This window comes from Guyparkeria sp. (assembly GCF_046545975.1).
Classification (GTDB): domain Bacteria; phylum Pseudomonadota; class Gammaproteobacteria; order Halothiobacillales; family Halothiobacillaceae; genus Guyparkeria.
In genome coordinates this window covers 1-6,197 of sequence record NZ_JBKGYT010000092.1, presented here as the reverse complement: position 1 = coordinate 6,197, position 6,197 = coordinate 1, and the positions used below count along the sequence as shown (strand labels likewise).

At 68.1% G+C, this 6,197-nt stretch carries 7 protein-coding genes; 3 read left to right on the top strand and 4 right to left on the bottom strand.

The window, feature by feature from the left end:
* Positions 1 to 45: 45 nt before the first annotated feature.
* Complete coding sequence (locus ACLFMY_RS07970) at positions 46 to 558, bottom strand: macro domain-containing protein (RefSeq protein WP_410764125.1); 513 nt, start codon at positions 556 to 558, stop codon at positions 46 to 48.
* 190 nt (positions 559 to 748) lie between these two features.
* On the opposite strand from ACLFMY_RS07970, the gene ACLFMY_RS07965 reads away from it, so the two are divergent.
* The 3 genes from ACLFMY_RS07965 to ACLFMY_RS07955 all read left to right on the top strand — a co-directional run bounded on the left by ACLFMY_RS07965 (position 749) and on the right by ACLFMY_RS07955 (position 3,974).
* The gene (locus ACLFMY_RS07965; RefSeq protein WP_410764123.1) at positions 749 to 2,164 is read left to right on the top strand and encodes a M16 family metallopeptidase; all 1,416 of its coding nucleotides are present in this window, start codon (positions 749 to 751) and stop codon (positions 2,162 to 2,164) included.
* The gene (locus tag ACLFMY_RS07960) at positions 2,154 to 3,506 is read left to right on the top strand and encodes a M16 family metallopeptidase (RefSeq protein WP_410764122.1); all 1,353 of its coding nucleotides are present in this window, start codon (positions 2,154 to 2,156) and stop codon (positions 3,504 to 3,506) included. Before ACLFMY_RS07965 ends, ACLFMY_RS07960 begins: the two co-directional genes overlap by 11 nt.
* Before the next feature lie 150 nt (positions 3,507 to 3,656).
* Entirely contained in the window at positions 3,657 to 3,974 is a 318-nt protein-coding gene (locus ACLFMY_RS07955) for a hypothetical protein (RefSeq protein WP_410764120.1), read from the top strand.
* A 189-nt stretch (positions 3,975 to 4,163) separates the two neighbouring features.
* On the opposite strand, the gene ACLFMY_RS07950 is transcribed toward ACLFMY_RS07955, so the two are convergent.
* The 3 genes from ACLFMY_RS07950 to ACLFMY_RS07940 all read right to left on the bottom strand — a co-directional run bounded on the left by ACLFMY_RS07950 (position 4,164) and on the right by ACLFMY_RS07940 (position 6,072).
* Positions 4,164 to 4,655, bottom strand: coding sequence for an MgtC/SapB family protein (locus ACLFMY_RS07950; RefSeq protein WP_410764119.1), 492 nt, complete (start codon positions 4,653 to 4,655; stop codon positions 4,164 to 4,166).
* Between the two features lie 268 nt (positions 4,656 to 4,923).
* Positions 4,924 to 5,454 (bottom strand): hypothetical protein, encoded by a 531-nt coding sequence (locus tag ACLFMY_RS07945; protein WP_410764118.1) that lies wholly within the window; start codon positions 5,452 to 5,454, stop codon positions 4,924 to 4,926.
* A 126-nt stretch (positions 5,455 to 5,580) separates the two neighbouring features.
* Positions 5,581 to 6,072 (bottom strand): hypothetical protein, encoded by a 492-nt coding sequence (locus ACLFMY_RS07940; RefSeq protein ID WP_410764116.1) that lies wholly within the window; start codon positions 6,070 to 6,072, stop codon positions 5,581 to 5,583.
* Between the last annotated feature and the right edge of the window lie 125 nt (positions 6,073 to 6,197).

Genomic DNA, 6,197 nt, shown 5'->3' with positions numbered 1-6,197 from the left:
GCCGGATTCCTTCGTCCTGGGCAGATGCCGGGGGGCGCGACCAGGTCAGCCGTCGTCGCGCACCTGGCGGGCCACGGTCTCCACCGTCTGCTGGTCTTCGGGACGGTAGACGATCAGGCGAACCTCGGCGAGCGTGCGCGGTGCGAACCGGGCGATCTCCTCGAGGATCAGCCTCGCCCCGACCGCCAGGTCGAAGCCGGCCACCCCGCAGCCCAGCGGCGGGATCACCAGCGACCGGCAGCCCAGCTCGTCGGCCTTCTCCAGGGCATGGCGCGTCGCCTCGCGGATGCTCTGCTCGGTCGCGCGGCCGTCGCCGTGGTGCGGCATGGCCGCCGCATGGATCACCCATTTCGCCGGCAGGTCGTAGGCATCGGTCACCGCCACGCCGCCCAGCGGCACGGGCCCCTGTGCCATGGCCGCCTCGTTGATCGGTCCGTTGGCCGCATCGCGAAGGGCCCCGGCCACGCCGCTTCCCATCGCCAGCGACGTCCCGGCGGCGTTGACCAGGCAGTCGGCTGCCTGTTCCGCGATATTGCCCTGTATGATCGTGAAATCCATCTGCGCCTCCGTCGTCGCTGCGGATGGGTGCCTGTCCGGAGTCTGGACCGCCGACACCGCTTTTTGAAACCAACGGGCGCCGGACCGGTCGAAGATCATCGCCCGGACACCGCCGCCCGACGCCCGGCAAGGGGACTGTCGATCCCGGCGGACAGGAACGCCCCGACAACAGAAACGGTATTCGACACGCATGCTCACCCAACGCAAGACCCCGTCTCCCGTTCTGGCCGGCCTGCTCGCGGTCGCGAGCCTCGTGGCCGGACCGTTCGTCGGCCCGGCCCAGGCCAAGCCGGCTGCCGCCCCGGTCCACGAACGCACCCTCGACAACGGCCTGAAGGTGCTGGTCCTGCCCGACCCGCGGGCGCCGGTGGCCACCCACCAGGTCTGGTACAAGGTCGGCTCGGCCGACGAGCCGGGCGGGATCACCGGTATCGCCCACATGTTCGAGCACATGATGTTCAAGGGCACCGAGACGCTCGGCCCGGGCGAGTTCTCCGACATCATCGCCCGGCTGGGGGGCGAGGAGAACGCGTTCACGGGGCGTGACTTCACCGCCTACTTCCAGACCCTGTCCGCCGCCGAGCTCGAGACGGTCATGCGCTGGGAGGCCGACCGCATGGCCAACCTGAAGCTCGACGCCGACGAGTTCGCCCGCGAGAAGGACGTGGTCAGGGAGGAGTGGCGCTCGCGCGTGCGCGACAATCCCAACGCGCGCCTCGACCAGCTGCTCCATGCCACCGCCTTCAGCAGCAGCGGCTACCACCACCCGATCATCGGCTGGAAGACCGACATCGACGCCTACACGGTCGATGACCTGCGCGACTGGTACCAGACCCACTATGCCCCCAACAACGCCACGCTGATCGTCGTCGGCGACGTCGATCCCGAGGCGGTCTTCGAGCTGGCCGAGACGCACTACGGGCCCATCGAGCCGCGGGAGATCGCAGCGGCCAAGCCACGCGAGGAGATGGCGCAGCACGGCACCCGGCGCGCGGAGCTGGTGATCCCCGCCCGCCTGCCGCGGCTGTCGATGGGCTTCAAGGTGCCGTCTCTGGTGACGGCGGAGGACCCGCGCGAGGCCTACGCCCTGACCGTCGCCGCCGGGGTGCTCTCGGGGGACTCCGGCGCCCGGCTCGCCAACGACCTGGTCCGCCAGGGCAAGCTGGCCAATGCCTCGGCGAGCTACAATATCAATGCCCGCCAGACCACGCTGTTCTCCCTCGACGCCACGCCGAAGAACGGCCAGCCCCTTGATGAGGTCGAGTCCCTGTTGCGGGAGCAGGTCGAACGACTCCGGGACGAGCCCGTCGGCGAGGAGGAGCTCGACCGCATCAAGGCCCAGGTGGTCGCCTCGGAGGTCTACCAGCGCGACTCGCTGTTCTACCAGGGGATGAAGATCGGCATCTACGAGACCGTGGGCCTGGGATACGAGCAGGCCGACCGGTTCGTCGAGGCCATCCAGGCGGTCACCGCCGAGGACGTCCGGGCCGTGGCCCGCAAGTACCTGGACGACCGACGCCTGACCGTCGCCACCCTGGAACCCGAATCCGACGACTCCGAACCCGCCCTGCCCAGCCCGACCGGAGGTATCGACCGTGTCCATTGATCTCCGCCACGCCCTGTGGGGGCCCGTTGCCGTCCTCGGGGTCCTGCTGCTCGCGACCACCGCCCGCGCCGAGCCGGTCCTGCCACTCGAGACCTGGGAAACCGACAACGGCGCGACGGTCCTGTTCTACGCGACCGAGACGCTGCCGATGGTCGATGCCCGGGTGGTCTTCGACGCCGGCAGCGCCCGTGATCCCGACGGCAAGGGCGGCACCGCCAGCCTCGCCGCCGGCCTGCTGGAGGAAGGCACCCGCGATCGAGACGCCAAGGCGATCGCCGACGGCTTCGCCCGGGTCGGCGCGGAATTCTCCGCCAGGGCCAACCTCGAGACCACCGCCATCCGCCTGCGCAGCCTGACCGAATCCGACTGGCTCTGGCCGGCCGTCGAGCAGATGAGCGAAGTCATCGCGCGGCCCGCCTTCGATCAGGCCGATTTCGAGCGCGAACGCGACCGTCAGTTGCGCGCGATCGAGTCGCGCAAGCAGTCGGCATCCGCCGTGGCCAACGACACCCTGCGTGAAGTCGCCTTCGAGGGCCATCCCTACGGCCACCCGACCGACGGCACGCTCGAGTCGGTGGCGAGGATCGAGCATGACGACATGCGCGCCTTCCACGACCACTTCTACGCCGCCCGGAATGCCACCGTCGTCATCGTGGGCGCCCTCGACCCGGACGAGGCGCGCCGCCTGGCCGACACCCTCGTCGGCGACCTGCCGGCAGGCGAACCCGCCGAGCCGCTGCCCACCGTCCCGGCCATCGACGAGGACCGCGTGGAGCGCGTGCCCTTCCCCTCGGAGCAGGCCACGATCCTCATGGCCCATGACGGCGTCCCGAGAACGCACGACGACTACCTGCCGCTCTACGTCGGCAACCACGTGCTCGGCGGCAGCGGTTTCGCCTCGCGGCTGATGTCGGAGTTGCGCGAGAAGCGCGGCCTTGCCTACAGCACCTACAGCCACCTCCTGCCCCTGCGCGCCGGCGGCCGGTTCGTCATGGGCATCCAGACCCGCAACGACCAGGTCGAGCAGGCGCTGGAACTGATGACCGACGAACTGGCCGGCTTCATCGAACAGGGTCCCGACGACGAGGAACTGGCCGACTCGAAGGCCAACCTGGTCGGCGGCTTCCCCATGCGGCTCGACAGCAACCGCAAGATCACCGAGCAGATCGGCTTGCTCGACTTCTTCGGCCTGCCGCTGGACTACTTCGACACTTACATCGAACGGGTGGAACAGGTCACGGCCGACGAAGTGCGACAGGCGTTCGCCGGGCGAATCGATCCCGAACGACGCATCGTGGTCATCGTCGGGCCGGAGGCCGATGACGACCACGACGGCGAGTGAGAGACGGCACGGGCGGGTCCGGGGAACCCGGGGCCGTTCTTGCCCTCAAACACCCGGACGTTTTACATGGCCCTATCCGGCATCGACAGCGCGCACGGACCGGCGCGGGAACTGGTGACGCCGCATTTCCAAGAAACAAGGAGCATTCACATGTCGATACGTATTTCTGCCCTGGTGGCAGCACTGATTCTTCCCGTCTCCGGCGCGATGGCCAGCGATCTGCACACTGACGCTGCCATCGGTGGTGCCATCGGCGGCGCGCTCGGCGGTGTCGTCGGCGCCGAGGTTGGCGGTCGCGAGGGCGCGATCGTCGGCTCCGGCATCGGGGCGGCCGCCGGCACGGCGGTCAACACCCGGGACCATGCCGAGCCCAAGCGCTACCGGCACGAGCGGGACCACCGTCACAGGCATGGCCACTCGCATGGGCGCTTCTGCCCGCCGGGCCTCGCCAAGCAAGGCCGCTGCTGAACGCAAGCAGGCCCGCAACGTTGCCAGCAGCTACGGCTGACTCCGCCGATCCGGCAACATGAAGCACGCCACCGACACCCGGTGGCGTTTTTCTTTGCTGCAGCCTCCGGGAGGACGGTAATTCCGACACCATTCGACACGTCCGTGCGAAGGTCCGCGCGCATGAGTGAGGTCTGATCCCGGGGTGCCCTATCCGTCGACGTCCTCGATCCCCTTATCGGCTCCCCGGTCGCGCTTTTCATCGACGTGATTGTCGTTGAGTGCATGCTTCGCCGGCGAGAGCAGTCGCAGGCTGGCAAAGGTGACCAGCGAAAGCAGCAGGGCGATCTCGAAACGGTTCCAGGCTACGGCTACCCCGATCGCGCCGGTGGTCCAGAGGCTCGCCGCGGTCGCCGTTCCTGTGGTGCGGTTGCGACTCTTGAGAATGGCGCCGCCACCGATGAAGCCCATCCCCGTGATGATGCCCTCGAACACCCGGGCCTCGGCGCCGCTCGAATCAAGAACGTTGATGCCAAGAAGCATGTAAGCGCAACTGGCCACGGCGACGAGGGGGAAGGTGCGTAGTCCTGCCGACCGCGAATGGGCCTCGCGCTCCATAGCCACCGGCAAGGCCAGCACATAGGCAACCGCGAGATAGGTCAGATTCCAGTAGACAGATGGCCAATCGATATCAAATGGCATTGCGCTCCCCCTCAGGGTGAGGGCGTGAGGGATGCCCCGGGAGTCGGCTCACTGTGCAGCGGAGACATGCCGCCCGGGCGGGGGACGCGAGGAAAGGCCGTCAGGCCAGCCCCACGGCGGTCGTCGGCACGCTCATTTCGAGCCGCCGAGCCGCCCCGGAGCCAGCCGATGCGCCACCGTGGAACCGACGCCGATGACCGCAATCATCCCGGGGGACGCCCCGAAAACCGATTTGCGTCACGGGCGGATGACCGCCGGTGCCAGGGCATCAGATCGACTCGCTGACCCGCGTCGAGTGCTCCTTGAGGACCTCGTCGACGCGGTGCTTCTCGTCCTCGTCACGCGCATAGGCCACCACGGTCCACTGGCCACGTTCGGCGGCCTGTTCAGCCCTCAGGATCACCGGTTCGTGATCGGGGCGGACCGATACGAGCCCGGCCGCCAGCAGACCGATCACGGCCCCGACCGCACCCGCCAGGATGAACAGCCAGCCCGGTCTCGTGGCGGCAAACTCGAATCCGGCGCCCCAGAGCACCGCGGCCAGAACCAGGCCGGCGACGAAACCGATTATTCCCAGACCGACGTGGGAGCGCACGATGGTCCAGGCCATATTGGTCGTCTCGTGCTCGAGCTTGCGTTCCAGGCCGAGATCGCCCGGTCGGACGAGCTCGATCTGCTTCTCTTTCAGTTCGACCTCGTTTCTGAGCGCCTCGCAGGCCTCGTCGGCCAGGCTCTGGTTGGGAAACACCGCGCTGACGCGGTGAGGAAACTCCTCGCTGATGACGGCTGTCTGTGACATGACGCATCCTCCCTCGTTGATGACGAAAGATCCGAACGCGGCCGACTTCCCGTGGGCCGCTCACCCGTGGCCATACAGTCGGAAGCAGACTCCGAGTTCGCATCGGCCCCACGCTGAGCCCTGCGATCAGGGAAAGTTGACGTGGGCACGTGACTGGCCGCCGGCCCGGACGTTCAGGGCAAACTCGCGCGTGTCGCCGGCATAGCGGGCCTCGGCCCGGTAACGGCCCTCGGGCAGGTCGATGTACAGGATCGGCCCATCGCTCTCCGCCTCGAAGACCACCGTCCCGTCACGGTCCCGCACGGTCAGCGCGACCTGCGAGACGAACGCGCCACGCTCGCCCTTGGAGAACTCCAGGCGTTGCGAGTAGTCCGTCCCATGCCGGGCCAGCCATTCGCGTTCGGCCACGCCGATACCGCCGGTCAGGTAACGAATCCCGTTGGCCTCGCGCTCGGCAAGGCTCACCTCCCCGACTTCCTGCTCGGTCGCCGGCTGGCGTTCCTCCTCGGTTATCGGCTCCCAGCCCTCCTCGAGCCAGGGTTCATCGTCGGCGGCATGGGCCAGGGACAGTGAGAGTCCGAGAACGGCCGCCGCACTCGACAGCATGATCCGGCGCATGGGAATACCTCCTCCTCGACAATGGTAGGAAACACGATCACCTTCCCTCGGGAAGGTCTGCACGAATCCGATGCCACTCTGGCCTGGCGAGTCGTTCGTGATCAAGGCGCGATGTCGCCGGCGTG

Excerpts from the sequence above, each read along its gene's own strand:
- ACLFMY_RS07970 (WP_410764125.1), bottom strand. The coding sequence starts at position 558 with ATGGATTTCACGATCATACAGGGCAATATCGCGGAACAGGCAGCCGAC.
- ACLFMY_RS07965 (WP_410764123.1), top strand. The coding sequence starts at position 749 with ATGCTCACCCAACGCAAGACCCCGTCTCCCGTTCTGGCCGGCCTGCTC.
- ACLFMY_RS07955 (WP_410764120.1), top strand. The coding sequence starts at position 3,657 with ATGTCGATACGTATTTCTGCCCTGGTGGCAGCACTGATTCTTCCCGTC.
- ACLFMY_RS07950 (WP_410764119.1), bottom strand. The coding sequence starts at position 4,655 with ATGCCATTTGATATCGATTGGCCATCTGTCTACTGGAATCTGACCTAT.
- ACLFMY_RS07945 (WP_410764118.1), bottom strand. The coding sequence starts at position 5,454 with ATGTCACAGACAGCCGTCATCAGCGAGGAGTTTCCTCACCGCGTCAGC.
- ACLFMY_RS07940 (WP_410764116.1), bottom strand. The coding sequence starts at position 6,072 with ATGCGCCGGATCATGCTGTCGAGTGCGGCGGCCGTTCTCGGACTCTCA.